General features: G+C 54.1%; 13 protein-coding genes. 3 read left to right on the top strand and 10 right to left on the bottom strand.

Features of this window, described 5'->3' with window-relative positions; genetic code table 11:
* Nucleotides 1–44 precede the first annotated feature (44 nt).
* The 4 genes from HVE01_RS06385 to HVE01_RS06370 form a co-directional block, all read right to left on the bottom strand.
* The gene (locus HVE01_RS06385) at nt 45–476 is read right to left on the bottom strand and encodes a nuclear transport factor 2 family protein (protein WP_146943062.1); all 432 of its coding nucleotides are present in this window, start codon (nt 474–476) and stop codon (nt 45–47) included.
* Nucleotides 477–580: 104 nt separating this feature from the next.
* A complete protein-coding gene (gene phrB / locus HVE01_RS06380) occupies nt 581–1993 on the bottom strand; it encodes a deoxyribodipyrimidine photo-lyase (RefSeq protein WP_146943060.1) in 1413 nt (470 codons plus the stop codon).
* A 43-nt stretch (nt 1994–2036) separates the two neighbouring features.
* Nucleotides 2037–2957 (bottom strand): MerR family transcriptional regulator, encoded by a 921-nt coding sequence (locus tag HVE01_RS06375; RefSeq protein WP_186808810.1) that lies wholly within the window; start codon nt 2955–2957, stop codon nt 2037–2039.
* Between the two features lie 221 nt (nt 2958–3178).
* Complete coding sequence (locus HVE01_RS06370; protein WP_146943056.1) at nt 3179–4243, bottom strand: NAD(P)/FAD-dependent oxidoreductase; 1065 nt, start codon at nt 4241–4243, stop codon at nt 3179–3181.
* A 175-nt stretch (nt 4244–4418) separates the two neighbouring features.
* On the opposite strand from HVE01_RS06370, the gene HVE01_RS06365 reads away from it, so the two are divergent.
* Nucleotides 4419–5321, top strand: a complete 903-nt coding sequence (locus tag HVE01_RS06365) for a TIGR01777 family oxidoreductase (RefSeq protein ID WP_146943054.1) — start codon at nt 4419–4421, stop codon at nt 5319–5321.
* Between the two features lie 10 nt (nt 5322–5331).
* On the opposite strand, the gene rapA is transcribed toward HVE01_RS06365, so the two are convergent.
* Entirely contained in the window at nt 5332–8277 is a 2946-nt protein-coding gene (gene rapA, locus HVE01_RS06360; RefSeq protein ID WP_146943052.1) for an RNA polymerase-associated protein RapA, read from the bottom strand.
* A 114-nt stretch (nt 8278–8391) separates the two neighbouring features.
* Nucleotides 8392–9195, bottom strand: a complete 804-nt coding sequence (locus HVE01_RS06355; protein WP_146943050.1) for a TlpA disulfide reductase family protein — start codon at nt 9193–9195, stop codon at nt 8392–8394.
* A 66-nt stretch (nt 9196–9261) separates the two neighbouring features.
* Between HVE01_RS06355 and HVE01_RS06350 the strand changes: the two genes are divergently transcribed.
* Together HVE01_RS06350 and HVE01_RS06345 are read left to right on the top strand one after the other, a co-directional pair.
* Nucleotides 9262–9507, top strand: a complete 246-nt coding sequence (locus tag HVE01_RS06350; RefSeq protein WP_146943048.1) for a hypothetical protein — start codon at nt 9262–9264, stop codon at nt 9505–9507.
* 97 nt (nt 9508–9604) lie between these two features.
* Nucleotides 9605–10813, top strand: a complete 1209-nt coding sequence (locus HVE01_RS06345; protein ID WP_125744911.1) for an ABC transporter substrate-binding protein — start codon at nt 9605–9607, stop codon at nt 10811–10813.
* A 140-nt stretch (nt 10814–10953) separates the two neighbouring features.
* Here HVE01_RS06345 and HVE01_RS06340 read toward each other — a convergent pair whose 3' ends face one another.
* The 4 genes from HVE01_RS06340 to HVE01_RS06325 form a co-directional block, all read right to left on the bottom strand.
* On the bottom strand, nt 10954–12279 hold the full coding sequence (locus HVE01_RS06340; RefSeq protein ID WP_125744913.1) for a branched-chain amino acid ABC transporter permease: 1326 nt from the start codon (nt 12277–12279) through the stop codon (nt 10954–10956).
* Nucleotides 12279–13283 (bottom strand): branched-chain amino acid ABC transporter permease, encoded by a 1005-nt coding sequence (locus HVE01_RS06335; RefSeq protein WP_125744915.1) that lies wholly within the window; start codon nt 13281–13283, stop codon nt 12279–12281. The genes HVE01_RS06340 and HVE01_RS06335 overlap by 1 nt, the downstream gene beginning before the upstream one ends.
* Before the next feature lie 16 nt (nt 13284–13299).
* Nucleotides 13300–14028, bottom strand: coding sequence for an ABC transporter ATP-binding protein (locus HVE01_RS06330; RefSeq protein WP_125744916.1), 729 nt, complete (start codon nt 14026–14028; stop codon nt 13300–13302).
* 85 nt (nt 14029–14113) lie between these two features.
* On the bottom strand, nt 14114–14884 hold the full coding sequence (locus HVE01_RS06325) for an ABC transporter ATP-binding protein (RefSeq protein ID WP_125744918.1): 771 nt from the start codon (nt 14882–14884) through the stop codon (nt 14114–14116).

Genomic DNA, 14884 nt, shown 5'->3' with positions numbered 1-14884 from the left:
ACGGCCTGTTAGCATGCAACCTGTAGGCAAATAAATGGCATCTATCAGCTAATGCGCCGTTTTAACCAACGTATGACACGACCCATGATTGGTAAGTGTTCATACAACATGGCGCCTGCATCAAAATAGTCGCGGTGATTTGAAACCCGACCATCCTCGGCAAATGTTAGGGCACTGCAACCCGCGACATAGATCGGTTTTCCCTGGGCTAGTCGGGGATGAACGAACTCCATTGTCCACGTTACAAATGCTTGATTAGCCACCTGCTGCTGCGTGTGGTAGGTAAATTGGCAACGTTCAACGTTTTCATACATGGCGGCGAAATAACGTTCTAACGCCGACCTCCCAGCAATGTGATGTAGCGGATCGTTGAAGATAACTTCCTCAGTATATACCTCGTATAGTTTTTCTGTACAGGTGTTGTCTAGTTTATTAAAAAAGGCGCAAAAATTCGCCAAAGCTTGGTCGTTAGGCATCCCGCAGTCCTGTGGTGGTTAAGAAAAATAAGCAAACGATAATGCGAGGGGAGAGCAGCCGAGCGATTTGCATCACCGCAGTAGGTGATGCAAAAAAGGGGGAGTTATTTCGAGAGCGCTTTAAAAGCATCCAGGGCACGCTGGCGCGCTGCTTTATGATCAACGATGGGAGCTGGGTAATCCGTTGGGTTTAGCATGTCCTGGGGCGGCGCATGGCGAGCTTTTTTAGGCAGCGATTTTAACTCGGGCAGCCAATGGGCAATAAATTCACCCTCTGGGTCAAAGCGCGTTGACTGGGTAGTGGGGTTAAAAATACGAAAATAGGGCGCTGCATCCGTCCCCGTTGATGCCGCCCACTGCCAGCCGCCGTTATTGGCGCAAAACTCACCGTCGATTAAATAGCGCATAAAAAATGCCTCGCCGCGCCGCCAGTCAATCAGCAAGTGTTTACTTAAAAACATCGCGGTGACCATGCGCAGGCGGTTGTGCATCCAGCCTGTAGTCACTAGCTGGCGCATGGCCGCGTCGACAATCGGATAGCCGGTACGGCCTTCGCACCACGCTTGAAAGCCTTTGTCGTCGTCACGCCAGCGGAGCTTCTTGGTGTGCTCTTGAAAAGGTTGGTGACGGCAAACCTGGGGAAAGCCTACCGCGACATGCTGATAAAATTCGCGCCAAATAAGCTCATTCACCCAGCTGGTCAGCCCTGCATCACCATCAGCCAGGTGGCCACTATTTTCACTCATTACTGCCTGAAGGCATTGGCGATAGGAGATCATGCCCAGCGCTAGGTAGGGCGAAAGTTCGCTAGTGCCGCGAACGTTTGGAAAGTCTCGCTGCTGCTTATAGTGCCGTCCACGAAAGCGTAAAAAACGTTCGAGATTGTCGCTAGCTGCCTCTTCTCCAGCAGGCCATAGGCGTTTATCAACGGGGTCATTATCTAGCGATGGAGGCGCGGGCAGTGGGTCGCTATCGATCGCTAACGGAGGTTGCACGCCGGGGGTATTACGTAAGGCAAGCTGCTGTGCAGTCACCTGCTTGTGCCAAGCTTTCGAAAACGGTGTAAATACGCCGTAATAATCGCCTTTTCCGGTCAACAAACTGCCAGGGGCGAAGGCTACGGCGTCATGGTGACCCTGAACGGTGATCTCTGCTTGTTGAAAAGCATCGAGTACCGACTGATCGCGACGTTGCTCGTTCAGCGCATATTCATAATTAAAGTGAAGCTGGGTAATCTGGTGCTCGCGGGCGATATCAAGCAATACCTGAGCCGCTTCATCATAGTGGTCGATATCGCGATGCAAAAGTGGAATATTTAGCCCGTTAAGCGACGCTTTGAGCGCCGCAACACTGCGTGCCCAGAAGTCGATTTTAGTCGCCCCATGGCCATGTGTTTGCCATTGCGCCACGCTGCGTAGGAAAACGGCCACCACGGGGCCTTTGGCCGCCGCAGCAGCAAGCGCAGAGTTATCATGAATGCGTAAGTCGCTACGCAGCCAAACGAGCTGCAGGTTCATGCGATGTCCTTATCATCGGTAAGCTTAAATAGCACCTGATATTTCAGAGAATTCCCGATTCGCGCAACAATGGGCGAAGTCGTGAAATGGCTTGCGGAAGATCGTTGCCTAACATCTGCACTGGACCGTCACGCAGCTCATTTTCTCTTAAGCGTGCCACTTCTCCACACACTCCAATCGGAACATTCAACGCTTCTGCTGCCTGGGGTAGTGCGCGACCGATGTAGTCGTCGCTTTCTCGCTGGCCGCTAGAAAGCAGTACCATCGATGAGTGCAGTCGGGATACGGCTTGAGGAAGATCCTCCAGCGCTAATGAACGGTCAAAAAGTTGTACGCGGTAGCCCTGTTCGCTGGCCATTAGTGCACACATTAACACCCATAGCGGACCAGGGTCGTCAGGCATCGCGCTGAGCAGGATTAGCGGCCCACGCGTTGCCTGATTGGCATAGTGCAGACGAATGCCTACCTGACTGCGTAAAAAGGCCTCAAAGGTGCGGCGTACAAGATCATCAGGCTGGTTAGCCCATTTGGCTTCCAGGGTAATAATAACGGGCTGCCAGAGCTCATTAATCGCGACGCTTAATGGGTATAGCGCCAGACTCTGGTGGTACAGCGCTTCCAGCTTGGGAAGATCAACGGCTTCAATGATGGACTGCAACAACTGCCGTTGACTGGCCCAGTCGCCGGTGTTCGGCGAAGGTGCTTCTACCGCCTCAGGCTGGTCAAGCAAATCAACAACTTGGCTCACCGGGACGCCGCGGTTTAGCCACTGCAAAATACGCTCAATACGAGTGATATCATCTTGTGCGTATAGACGATGGCCCTTGGGGGTGCGTTGTGGACGAATTAAACCGTAGCGACGCTCCCAGGCACGAAGAGTGACCGAGTTCACACCCGTCAAGCGGGAAACTTCCCTAATCGGATAAAGCGGGGTATCGGGTGGGTGGGTCGCCTTGATGCTCATGGGCGCCATTGCCTCTTGGTTGCCTGCAAATAAGCGTGCAGGGATCTGTCAATAATTGTCGTGGCGATGTTTCAGCGCCTGGCCGGCGGTTTTGCCACATAATCGAGTCTTTATTAATCGCATAGATAGCTGAACGCTATTATAGCCACCTTTGTACAACTTGTGGCTTCTGGGTACAACCTTTCCTATGGGGGCGGAAAAGTTAAGTTTAATTTCTAATTTCAGACCGACCGGCCTAATAGAGCCTTTCCCAGCTCATCGCCTGATAACCAAGCATCTTCGACACGACTACCCTTAAAGCTATCGCCACAGAGTGCTAAGCCACTTGTACTGTATAAGTATGCCTGATGACCTGCCTGCGCTGGCTGAGCATAGCGCCAACGATGTGCACCCAGGTCAAGGACGTTCGGTAGCTCTGTATCATCGGGCAACAGCGATACAAATGCGGCTAGTAGCTGTTGGGCAACACTGTCGCTGTCACTCTCAATATGTGCATCGCTCCAATCCAGCTGAGCAAGCAAGCTAATACTTTCCGGCTGATGTTCACGGCCAGGCTTAGTGTGATTGCGTGATGCTAGACGAAGCGCCGGATGCTGTGTGTGAACGGTGTGCCACGCGGCGTCTACCTTCGCCATGGGGGGTAATGGCTTCTCGAAAATAACCCAGCCTGCCCAGCACCCACGCTGAGACTTTGCCTCACAGGCCGCCGCCAGTGTTGGCTCCCACGCGGCTAACAATGCCTTGGCTTGAGGCGGCGGAGCACTGATAACCACCATATCAAAAGGTCCATGACTTGAGCCGCGGGTATCGTGGAGTTGCCAGCCCGCAGCCGTCTTATCAAGCGTTGCAATATGGGTTTGAAACGTTATGAAGGCATTCGGTAGTGCGTTAAGTGTATCGGCTAGATGACGGGTGAGTGCACTCATACGGGGCGTGCCGGTATAACGTAGCTGAGCGTCACTGTGTGTTTGCCAGCCAGATGCACTAGCCTGATAACAAGATGTGGGCCAACGGGCGACACAACCAGCAGCTTGCCATTCAGCGACTTTATTGGCGAAGCGTGGATCGCGCACAGTGAACGCTTGAGCACCTAGGTCCAGTGTCGCTGAGGGACGTCGCTTGCTGGACATACGGCCACCCGGGCCGCGCGCTTTATCAAATAACGCCACCTTTACTCCCTGGTTGGCAAGTTGCTGCCCACAGGCAAGGCCCGACAGACCTGCACCGATGACGGCCACTGAGTGGGCGCCGGAGAGTGGTAATGACTCAGGCAATGGTTCAAGCATAGGCACTCGCGATGGTTAAGCAGCTGTGTGGTGGTCAATGCGTAGCATTTTTGTATAGATATCGTACAATAAATTCTATGCAACGGCCATTTAACTGACTGCTGTTCCCGGCTCTGCAGTTCGGCGTCGACGCGGGCATACGCTAGCCACCTTAATAAACCATAGGAGTGACACCATGCGGGTATTAATCACTGGAGGTAGCGGTTTTGTTGGTCAGCGGCTCTGCCAACAGCTTCTCACCCAAGGGCATGATGTGCAGGTGGTTTCCCGGGCTCCGCATCAGGTGCGTGGTAGGTTGCCAAAAGCCTGCGATATTCGTGATAGCGCTCAGGCGTTTGTGGACACTCCTCCGGATGTGCTGGTGAACCTTGCCGGTGAGTCGATTGCTGCCAAGCGCTGGAGCACCCGTCAAAAAGAGACTCTCATTCGCTCTCGTATCGACAGTACGCAGCAACTGATAACGCTTTGTGAGCAGCTCGAAGCTAATGGACAGGCGTTACCCAGCGTAATGATTAGCGGCTCTGCGATGGGCTATTACGGCGATCAAGGCGATAAGGTGGTGGATGAAACAACGTCGCCCAACGACGAGTTCGCTCATCAGCTTTGTGCGCAGTGGGAAGCGGCGGCAAAACCAATCGAAGCGATGGGCGTTCGCTTAGCGCTATTACGGATTGGTTTAGTGCTTGAAGCAGGGGGCGGTACGCTGCAGAAGATGCTGCCACCCTTTAAGCTTGGCTTTGGGGGGCGTTTTGGCAGCGGCGCGCAGTTTATGCCCTGGATTCATCGTGATGACCTTGTGGCAGCGATCATATTTTTGATGAACGAATCAACGCTTTCAGGGGCGTTTAATGGCAGTGCCCCGCATCCAGTGACGAATGCTGAGTTCACGAAAACGTTGGCTAGACAGCTAAACCGGCCGGCGATTTTTCCGGTGCCCGCTTTTGTACTAAAAGCGGGCTTCGGAGAAATGTCGCAGCTATTGCTGACCGGGGCCGATATGCGCCCTGCACGCCTGACCGAGGCGGGATTTACCTTTCAATACCCGACGCTTGATAAGGCGTTAAAGGCGATTCTTTAGTTTTGCCAGGTTAGGCGTTGGGGTCGACAGTGATTATCACCCGCACGGAATCAAGCCGTAAACGCGTGTTCTCTATCGCGTCGCTGAGCGCTTGGCGCTCTTGCTTCAACGCCTCAAGTTCTTCACTACGCACCGCGGGATTGTGCTCTGCCAGGGCGGTCAAGCGGGCGAGTTCTGCATCTAGCTGAGCTCGCATGCGTGTTTCAGCGCTTTCTACGATGCTGGGGAGTTCACGTTCGGCCTCACCTTCCCCTTGAATGAGGAGCGTACGCAGCTGGTCATGGCGACTTTTGATCAAATCTCGTGCCAGTGATTTATTGACCTTCTGCAGATTCTTGCCAAGACCCGTGAAGGAGATCTTGCTGGTGAGATTTGCGCCTGACTCATCAAGTAGAACGCGTACTGCCGTGGGGGGCAAGAAGCGGTTGAGGTGCAGCGATTTAGGCGCAGGGCAGTGGGTACGAAACACCAACTCAGCCATTAAACGGCCGCTGGGAATGGCTGGGTGGCGTAATAGCGCCAACGCGGTGTTGCCCATCGTGCCATCTAGAATGCGCTCCATCATTTCGCGCAGCAGCGGGTGTTCCCATGAGAGTCGTTGAATATCGTCTCGTGCAAGTGCCAGCGAACGGCTGTAAGTGGCCGAAAAGCCCTCTTCACCTTTCACCAGCCCGGGGAGTCCATCCAGCATATGCTGGCTAGGCTGCAAATAGAGCAAGCCATTGCCAATTTCTTGGCTGTCTACACCAAAAATATCCAGGGCGCGCTCGACAAAACGTGGCAGCGCTGGGTCTTCATCCAACTCACGCACTGCATCAATTACCTGCTGAGCACGGGCAGGGCGGCAGGCGTTTAGCTCTAGCAGTCGGTTACGGCCAGCGTCCCGCTCAGCCAGTTTGGCGGTGAACATTTCACGGGTTTCATCGATGATTTCACTGAGCATTTCATCGTCGAGTAACGCATCAGCCAGGGCATCGCCAAACGCATCAAAGAGGTCGTTGCCAATGCCATGCGGGGCGCTAAAAGCGTCCATGCCTTCGTGGTACCAACGCAGCAGGCGCTCGCCTGGGCTGCCCGTGAAGATGGGGACATGGAGTTCAATTGCGTGGCGCTGTCCTATCCGGTCGAGGCGGCCGATACGCTGCTCCAACTGGTCAGGATGCTGGGGCATATCAAACATTACCAAATGGCGGCAGAACTGAAAGTTGCGGCCTTCTGAGCCGATTTCAGAGCACACCAGCACTTGGCAACCGTCTTCTTCATCGGCAAATGCTGCTGCGGCCCGGTCACGCTCCACCAGCGATAGCCCTTCGTGGAACACGGGGGCGTGATAGCCGCCTAGCACACGTAGTCCTTCGGCAAGCCCTTCAGCGGTTTCTCTGTGGTGAGCAATAATCAGTACTTTGTCATTGGCAAAGCCGCTATCGCTATCGTCGCTAAGTTTTTCCAGCAGCCAGTTTACCCGTGGGTCGATATGCCACCAGGATTCGGTGTTAAGTGGGTCGTTGCTGAGCTCGCGATACATCGTGTCTGGGTAGATCAACACGTCTGGGTGATCCATACCCGTTTCAATCAGCAGCTCATCCAGGTAGTCATCGTCGCGTTCTAAGCGACGTAGCACGCGGCGATAGGCCGAGGGGAGTTCCAATTGGGCGAGATGCAGGCGACGTTCTGGGAACCCTCCCACATGACGGCGGCTGTTGCGGAACATGACGCGCCCGGTACCGTGACGATCCAGTAGCGCTTCGCGTAGCTGAGCGCGAGCAGCATCCTGCTGTTCGGTACTTGCTTCAGGGTTACAAAGCGTTGCTAACAGCGCCTGACTGTCGCGGTCGTCCGCGACACTATCGACCTGCTCACGTGCCTCGACGGTATTGGGTAGCTCATCCAGGGCATCAATAGCTTGAGCGACGGCAATATAATGATGCTCTTCGTCTTTAAAGCGTTCGATGTCGTGGTAACGCTCGGCATCTAGCAAGCGCAGGCGAGCAAAATGGCTCTCCATCCCCATCTGCTCTGGTGTCGCCGTTAACAGCAATAAGCCAGGAATATCAGCGGCAAGCTGTTCAACGCACTGATAGCCTGGGCCGCTGCTATCAGGGCTCCAGTCGAGGTGATGGGCTTCATCGACAATAAGCAAGTCAAAGTGGCTCGCCAAAGCCTGTTCTTGACGGTGTGTATTGGCAAATAGCCAACCTTGACTCGCCAGGACTATTTGGGCGCTTTCAAATGGGTTAGCGCTACCGTGGGCGAGACTTTGCTGCTCATCTAGTAAGCTTACCTTGAGAGAGAAACGGCGTAACAGCTCTACTAGCCATTGGTGGGTAAGGCTGTCAGGCACCAAAATTAATGCGCGTTCTACGCGACCAGCCAGTAGTAGGCGGTGCAGAACCAACCCAGCCTCGATCGTTTTACCCAGACCAACTTCGTCCGCTAGCAACACACGTGGCGCATGGCGGCCTGCCACTTCGTCAGCGATATAAAGCTGGTGGGGGATCAGGTCGATACGCGGACCAGCAAAACCCAGAGCACTGTGCTGTTCGATGCGCTGATAGTGGTGCAACGTGCGAAAGCGCAGATCAAACCAATCATTGCGATCAACTTGGCCAGTCAACAGCCGATCGCGCGCCTGATCAAACTGCATGGTATCGGCGAGCTTTGCCTCGGATAACTCACGAGGATTACCGTCGCTATCTTCGCCAATGTAAGTGATTAAGCCGCGGGTCTCTTTGCTATCGTCTACGATCATCTGCCAACCATCAGCAGAAATCACACGGTCGCCACCGCCGAACATGACGCGGGTTAAGGGGGCTTGGCGGGTGTTGTAGGTACGGGTTTCCTGGCTGGCACTGAACAAAATGGTAACGCTACGGGCGTCGCAGTTAAGCACGGTGCCGAGTCCAAGCTCAGCCTCGCCGTCGCTAATCCAACGCTGGCCGGGAGAAAAATCGCTCATGATGCCTCGAGGAAGTCTACAGAAACAGGTTGTACGCCACCGGGGCAGGTTTCCGGTGGCAACAGGGCGGGGGATTCTAACGCAAAGCGGCGGGGGGATTAAGGTCTATCGTGGTCAATCTTTTAACCAGCCTTCCAGCTGGGCACGGGTTAGCTCGCCAACGTGGACATCCAGCGTGTTGCCTTGGCGATCAAACAGGACAGTGGTGGGCAGTCCAGGTGCTTGAAATTGCGCCATTAGCGTTTGGCTCGGGTCTCGCAGCGCGTAGCGAAAATCCAGCGCCTGCTCATCTAAATAGCGCACTATCGGCAGTAAGTCCTCGCCTTGGTTCGCGATTACCACACTGACATCGTCACGCTTGGCTGCCTCTTCAAGCAGCGGCATCTCCCGCAGGCAGGGCGGGCACCAAGTAGCCCATAGGTTAACGATAATAAGGTCACCGCTCTCAGCCAGCGAAGGTAGGTGCACTGCGTTGCCGTCAGCATCGTCTAAAGTAATCTCCGGCAACGCGTCAATAGCAAATTCATTGCCTAAAGGAGCGAGCGTTACCAAGACCAACCACAGGCTTGTCGTGCCAATCAACATGGCAAGGCCGCCGATAAGCGACAGCAGCCGTTTGCGCAGTGCCCAGGCTGTCCAAATTAACCCCGCGATCAGACCTCCCAGCGCGTTGTAACCAGGCTGCCACAGCTTGAGCGCCTCGAACGGCTCTGCGCTGTAGCTTTCCCAGTTAAGCACGACAAAAACAGTGCGGGCCGCGAGCAGCCAGATCACCAATAGCCCGTTGAACCAGCGCCCATGCTGAGAAGACGTTAATCCCAATAGATAGCGGCTAGCCAGCAACAGGAGTAGCGCGCAGCCTAGCGCATATAGCCTAGGGGTGGAGATCAGCAGTGGTCCAATGGCAATCGCATTCATGATTTTTCCGTTAAGCAGGTACACTGGTGAACCATACCACGCACGTTAAACATTACGGAGATGTCTATGCCACAACCCGCTTTCGACATGCTGCGGGCGCTGGCCATTGGGTCGCAGGCGCTGGGTTTGATGCTGATTATTACGTTGGAAACCGTCATGGGCGATGCTGCGCGCCCCTGGCAAGGGTGTGTGCTGGTTATTATGGTCACGTCGGCGCTTACGATTGCGCTAGTTCGACTGTACCAAAATAAGCGTTACCAAAAACAGATGGCTGAGCGTCGCCAAAATGCTGATGAAGAAGAGGAGCGTTAGAAAGCGTTGCTTGTGTTTTTGGCGTTACGGTTCCAGATTAAGAGAAGTCCCGCGCTGGACAGTCGGGGCACTTAATATACTGGGAGCGACCAATAATATGATTAATAAGCGCGCATTAGCCACCGCCGTTGCAGCCTCATCACTCGCGTTAGCGGGTATGGCCCAGGCGGAGGTCAAAGTTGGCTTCTTGGGCGGTTTTACCGGGGGAATTGAAAGCCTGACGCCACCCATTTTTGCAGGTGCTCAGCTTGCCGTTGCGCAGATAAATGAGCAGGGCGGTATCTTGGGTGGGCAAACACTGGAGATGCCTTCCGGGGATACCACCTGTTCGGATGCATCGGCTGCGTCTAACGCCGCTGATCGGATGGTGAACTCTGAACAAGTCACCGCGATTGTCGGCGCTTTATGTACTGGGGCGACGGTTGCCGCCGCTAATAACGCTGCGGTTCCCGGTGGTGTGTTGATGGTCTCACCTGCGTCAACGGCGCCCGCTGTTTCTGGGTTAGACGACAACGACTTAGTTTTCCGTACCGTGCCATCGGATGCTTTCCAGGGCGAAATGCTTGCTAAGTTACTGCTTGATAAAGGTATCGACTTTGTTGCCGTGACCTACGTTAACAACGACTATGGCCGTGGCTTATCGGATGCCTTCAGTGGCGCCTTTGAAGCGGGCGGTGGCGAAATAGCCGAAAACCTCGCACACGAAGATAACCGTGCTGACTACCGCTCTGAGCTTGGCTCGCTTTCTTCGAGTGGCGCAGACACGTTGGTCGTGCTGGCCTATGCCGATACCTCGGGCCAGACGGTGCTACGCCAAGCTTACGAAAGCGGCATGTTCACCCAGTATGTGGGTGCCGATGGCATGGTGGGGGATAGCTTAATAGAAGCGATTGGCGCAGATGTGCTAGACGGCATGATCGCCACGCGGCCTGGTAGCCCTGATCTCCCCGGCACGGACATCTTTAATGAAGCGGCTACCGCGGCAGACATTGATCCTAGCGCCGTGTTTGCTGCCCAGGCTTATGACGCGGCCTTCCTAGTGGCGTTGGCTATTGAGCAAAATGGCAGTGCCGAGCGTGAAGGGCTTTCTGAAGCGCTACGCAGTGTTTCCAGTGCGCCTGGCGAAGTGATACTGCCGGGTGAGTGGGAAAAAGCGCTTGAGTTGATTGCAGCAGGTACCGAAATCAACTACGAAGGTGCCTCTGGCTCTCATGAATTTGATGAAAACGGCGACGTGCCTGGGGTTGTTGTGGAAATGGTGGTAGAAGACGGCTCGTTCACCGGCAAGGGCTTGGTTGACCTCTAGTCAAAATGACGCTGTTGAAGCAATAACCGAAACGCCCCAGGCGAGCCTGGGGCGTTTTTTTAGCACGGTAAGTTTTTAACACGGTAAGTTTTTAATACAGTGAGTTTTTAACACAGTGAGTTTTTAGCACTGTGAGGACGTTAACCGAGGGTTTTAATTTTCTCTGGCAACAGACCTTTCGGAGCAAAGCGCAGCACCAAGGTAATCAACATACCGATTACTAGAACCCGCGCCTGCAGCGCCCGGCTATCCATATTGCTAGGCGCTTCCCAACCGAAGGCGTTTTCCCCCAGTGTTACCGCTAGTTGCATTAAAAATAACGCCAGCGGTTCTGACATAATCCAAATGATATAAACCGCGACCGCCCCAAAAATGGTGCCAAGGTTATTACCGGGACCGCCTAAAATCACCATAACCAGCACTAGGAAGGTGTGGTTGAGAGGCAAGTAGCCCTGAGGGTCAAACAGGCTGTTAAAGGTGCCCAGCATGCCACCACCAAGGCCCATTAAAATGCAGCCTAATACGAAAATCTCCAAGCGTCGCTTATTGATATCTTTACCCATGGCCGCTGACGAGACTTCGTTATCGCGAATCGCCCGAATCATTCTGCCCCAGGGAGCGTGGTAAGCCCGGTGGAGTAAAAAGAAAATGACTGCGATCACGACAGCCGTGACTGAAAGATAGATCGCTCGGGAAAGCGTAAAGCCGAGCTCGGCCGGGCCGGGGGTCGGCCAGGGGAGAGGTGATACTGTGGCCGTGCCGCGCGTTAGCCAGTCGGAATTTTTCAAAAAAGCTTTGATGATTTCGGCGATACCCAGGGTGGCAATGGCGAGGTAGTCACTGCGTAGGCCAAGGCAAACGTGGCCAATAAAGTAGCCAACGCCGCCCGCCAGCGCGCCACCCACAATCCAGCCTACCCAGGCCGGTAAGCCAAATCCGCCAATAAAGCCCGCTTGAGACTGTATTTGGCTGGTCACTTCGCGCAGCAGGCTGATAACTATCAAGTAGAGTACGATCCCGATCACGATGGCGAGCACGGTGCGTAGTCTTTTCGGCACACCGAATCGATCAAGCTTTGTCACTCCGACGACGATCAAGGTTGCCGCCATGCCATACAACAGAACTTGGCCGAGTTCTCCCGGTAGTTCAGTGCCCCAGAATGCGTCATTCACCGGGACGCTAAACAGCATGGCACAGAAACCGCCGAGCGCGACAAAGCCCATAACGCCAGCGTTAAACTGACCGGCATAGCCCCATTGAATCGTTAGGCCTAGGGCAAGAATGGCATAACAAGCAGCTTCTACCAGCATGCGGGTGCTGTACGCTGCGCCCATGATGGCGTAGACCGCTAGCACGGCAGCTAATAGAGCGCCAAATAGCACCAGCTCGCGCAACGGAAAGCGTTGTTCAGGAGTGGCATCTTTAGGTGTGTAAGCAGGGTTACGGTTTTTTGTGGAATGGCTCATTAGATCACCTTGCCTTTGAACAGGCCGGTAGGACGCCACACTAAGATGGCCACCAAAATAAAGAACGGCACCACAATTTTGTACTCAGTGCCTACAAAGGCGAGGTTGGAGGGGAGTTCTAGCCAGGTAGGTAGGCTGTCGCGGAAAGGACGTAAGAGAACATTCCAGTTAAATACGGCCAGGGTTTCCGCAAAGCCGACGACAAATCCTCCAGCAATGGCACCGTAGGGGTGACCTACGCCTCCGACAATAGCTGCCGCGAAAATAGGTAGTAGTAGGAAGAAACTAAGGTCGGGTTTAAATGTGACGTCTAGTGACAACAGGGTACCCGCAATTGCCGCCAGTGCGCCTGCAATCACCCAAGTAACGGCCACGATGGTGTTGGTATTAATACCCGATGCCTGAGCAAGTTCGGGGTTGTCTGACATGGCGCGCATGGCTTTGCCAAGTCGTGAGCGATTGAGGAATAGGTGCAGGGCGACCACTGCCACAAGCGTAATCACAAACAGATAGATCTGGGGCTCGGTAATCACGATGGGGGCCCGAACTCCCTCGAAAGGTAACGCGATGCGGAAAATTTCTTTGCGGTCATCGACGTACAAGCTTTGGCCGCCGGTCCCGGAAAATAGCCGGATAAGCCCTTGGAGCATAAGTGTCACGCCCAGTGAGCCAATCACCATCACGATAGGCTTGACGCCATGGGCGCGGAGCGGCTTATAAAACGCTTTATCAATGCCCACGGCCAGCGCTGCAGTAAGCAGCATCGCTAACGGCAGCATGATGAGCGCTGTGGGTATTCCGATACTGGCGCCTACCGCTGGGAAGGCGGTAGTCAGGAGCAGCACCATGAAGGCACCAAACGTCATTATGTCGGCATGGGCAAAGTGGGCAAAGCGCATAATGCTAAAAATGAGCGTGACGCCAATGGCGCCAATGGCATAGATAGAGCCAGTAACGCTACCGGCAATCACCACGTTATTGATAAAAAAGACCAGTTCGTTCACGCGTTTCTCCCCCGGGCTAGCCGCCCAAAAAGCTTTTGGCGACGTCAGGGTCAGCCAGTAACGCAGCCCCCGTGTCGGTAAAACGGTTTTGTCCCGCCGCCAGCACAAAGCCTTTATCGGCAATGGCTAAGGCCTGTTTGGCGTTCTGTTCCACCATCAAAATGCCCACGCCGGCAGCGTTAATTTTTTTGACCCGGTCAAAAATTTCGTTCATGTAAAGGGGCGACAAGCCAGCGGTTGGCTCATCCAGCAGCAGCAGACTGGGTTCAGCCATTAGCGCACGACCCATGGCGACCATTTGGCGCTGACCACCGGAAAGTTCCCCCGCGGGCTGGTGACGCTTCTCCACGAGAGGGGGGAAGAAGTCGTAAACTTGCTCCAGCATGCGCTTTACGTTTTGCGGTTTTAGATAGGCACCCATTTCCAGGTTTTCTTTCACCGTCAGGCTGGGGAAAACGTTTTTCTCCTGGGGGACAAACCCCATGCCACGCTCAACCAACTGATTCGGCGCCAAGTTATGGATTGGCTGGCCGTTAAGCAAAATCTCGCCTTGGTTAACGTTCAGCAGCCCAAATACTGCTTTTAGCATAGTGGATTTGCCAGCTCCGTTAGGGCCAACAATGACACCGACTTCATCGGCGTACAGGGTCATATTGACCCCGTTAAGGATATTCATACTGCCATAGCCGCCGTGCACATCGCGTGCTTCGAGCAGTGGCTGTGGGGATGACGGTGTGGATGGCATAAACGCGTCTCAGCTGGGCCGCACTGCGGTGAACAATGGCGGCCATGTTGTTGTGGCTATTGTTTAGGTGACAAACTCAGCGCTATCAAGCGGCATCAGTACCGAAATAGGCTTCTATAACCGCCGGATTGTTTTGTATTTCTTCAATTGAACCCTCAACCATAACGCTGCCTTGCGCCAGTACAATCACTGGATCGCAGAGCCGCGAAATCATATCCATATCGTGCTCAATCACCAGAAAGGTATAGCCCATTTCGCGATTTAAACGTTCGATGTTGCCCATTAAGTCGCCGAGTAGTGTGCGGTTTACGCCGGCGGCGATTTCGTCTAGCAGCACGACTTTGGCATCGGTCATCATCGTGCGGCCAAGCTCTAGCAATTTTTTCTGACCACCCGATAAGTTGCCCGCAAGCTCGTTGCGTACATGATGCAAACCAACAAACTCAATGACTTCTAGTGCGCGGCTGCGCACCTCTGCCTCCTGGCTGCGGACCAGAGCAGGCTTGAACCAGGTGTTAAATAGACGCTCCCCTGCTTGGTTGGGTGGCACCATCATCAAGTTTTCCAGCGCGCTCATTTGGCTGAACTCATGGGCGATTTGGAAGGTGCGCAGTAACCCTTTGTGAAAACGTTGATCGGCACTTAGCGACGTAATGTCTTCACCGTCTAACAGAATGCGGCCACTATCTGGCGTAAGTGCGCCCGCAATTAAATTGAAAAGCGTCGACTTACCTGCCCCATTGGGGCCGATCATGCCGGTAATCGAACCCTTTTCAACCTTAATTGAGCAGTCATTGATAACGTGCAGCCCGCCGAAGGCTTTGTTGACGTGTTGTACCTCAATAAGGGGAGTCAT

The organism is Vreelandella venusta (genome assembly GCF_007989605.1).
GTDB classification, from domain to species: Bacteria; Pseudomonadota; Gammaproteobacteria; order Pseudomonadales; family Halomonadaceae; genus Vreelandella; species Vreelandella venusta.
The sequence above is the reverse complement of the archived record's forward strand: the minus strand, read 5'-3'. Positions and strand labels throughout refer to the sequence as shown.

Coding starts and splice junctions, on each gene's coding strand:
- HVE01_RS06385 (WP_146943062.1), bottom strand. CDS start 476: ATGCCTAACGACCAAGCTTTGGCGAATTTTTGCGCCTTTTTTAATAAA.
- phrB (WP_146943060.1), bottom strand. CDS start 1,993: ATGAACCTGCAGCTCGTTTGGCTGCGTAGCGACTTACGCATTCATGAT.
- HVE01_RS06375 (WP_186808810.1), bottom strand. CDS start 2,957: ATGAGCATCAAGGCGACCCACCCACCCGATACCCCGCTTTATCCGATT.
- HVE01_RS06370 (WP_146943056.1), bottom strand. CDS start 4,243: ATGCTTGAACCATTGCCTGAGTCATTACCACTCTCCGGCGCCCACTCA.
- HVE01_RS06365 (WP_146943054.1), top strand. CDS start 4,419: ATGCGGGTATTAATCACTGGAGGTAGCGGTTTTGTTGGTCAGCGGCTC.
- rapA (WP_146943052.1), bottom strand. CDS start 8,277: ATGAGCGATTTTTCTCCCGGCCAGCGTTGGATTAGCGACGGCGAGGCT.
- HVE01_RS06355 (WP_146943050.1), bottom strand. CDS start 9,195: ATGAATGCGATTGCCATTGGACCACTGCTGATCTCCACCCCTAGGCTA.
- HVE01_RS06350 (WP_146943048.1), top strand. CDS start 9,262: ATGCCACAACCCGCTTTCGACATGCTGCGGGCGCTGGCCATTGGGTCG.
- HVE01_RS06345 (WP_125744911.1), top strand. CDS start 9,605: ATGATTAATAAGCGCGCATTAGCCACCGCCGTTGCAGCCTCATCACTC.
- HVE01_RS06340 (WP_125744913.1), bottom strand. CDS start 12,279: ATGAGCCATTCCACAAAAAACCGTAACCCTGCTTACACACCTAAAGAT.
- HVE01_RS06330 (WP_125744916.1), bottom strand. CDS start 14,028: ATGCCATCCACACCGTCATCCCCACAGCCACTGCTCGAAGCACGCGAT.
- HVE01_RS06325 (WP_125744918.1), bottom strand. CDS start 14,884: ATGACTCCCCTTATTGAGGTACAACACGTCAACAAAGCCTTCGGCGGG.